Origin of the sequence: Micromonospora sp. ALFpr18c (genome assembly GCF_008868155.1) — a bacterium.
GTDB lineage: Bacteria > Actinomycetota > Actinomycetes > Mycobacteriales > Micromonosporaceae > Micromonospora.
Map to the genome: position 1 here is coordinate 1 of NZ_WBKR01000483.1, position 509 is coordinate 509.

General features: G+C 66.6%; 2 protein-coding genes. One reads left to right on the forward strand and one right to left on the reverse strand.

Features of this window, described 5'->3' with window-relative positions:
- Nucleotides 1-217, reverse strand: a 217-nt coding sequence (locus F8271_RS31780) for a helix-turn-helix domain-containing protein (RefSeq protein WP_370462014.1), incomplete at its 3' end; no start/stop codon positions are given.
- Nucleotides 218-232: 15 nt separating this feature from the next.
- Here F8271_RS31780 and F8271_RS31785 point away from each other — a divergent pair.
- Nucleotides 233-509: FAD-binding protein (locus F8271_RS31785; protein WP_151493444.1), on the forward strand; the 277-nt coding region annotated here is incomplete at its 3' end.

Here is a 509-nt window from a genome sequence, read left to right on the forward strand (position 1 = left end):
CGTCGAGGCTGATCGTCCGCTTGCCGGTCTCGATGCGGCTGATGGTAGAGGGACTCAGGTTGGTCCGAGCGGCGAGTTCGTCGAGCGAGAAGCCCAACGTGTTGCGGAGAGCCCGCAGTCGGGTCCGGACCACCCGTTCGATCTCGTTGAGCTCGGACATGACCTTCACCTGACTCTTGCAAATTTCGCAAACAGATTTGCACTCCTTGCGATTCATCGTAGCGTGGTCGTCATGAGCGACCACACCTTCCCCGCCGTCGAACGCCACTGCGACGTCGCCGTTGTCGGCGGATCGGCCGCCGGCCTCGCTGCCGCGCTCCAGCTGGGGCGCCAGCGTCGGTCGGTGATCGTGATCGACGCCGGAGAGCCCCGAAACGCTCCTGCGGAGCACATGCACGGCTACCTCGGTCGCGAGGGACTCCCGCCAGCCGAGCTGGTCACCGTCGGTCGTGAGGAGGTCCGCAGCTACGGCGGCGAGGTCCTGACCGGCCGCGCGCAACGCGTGACCC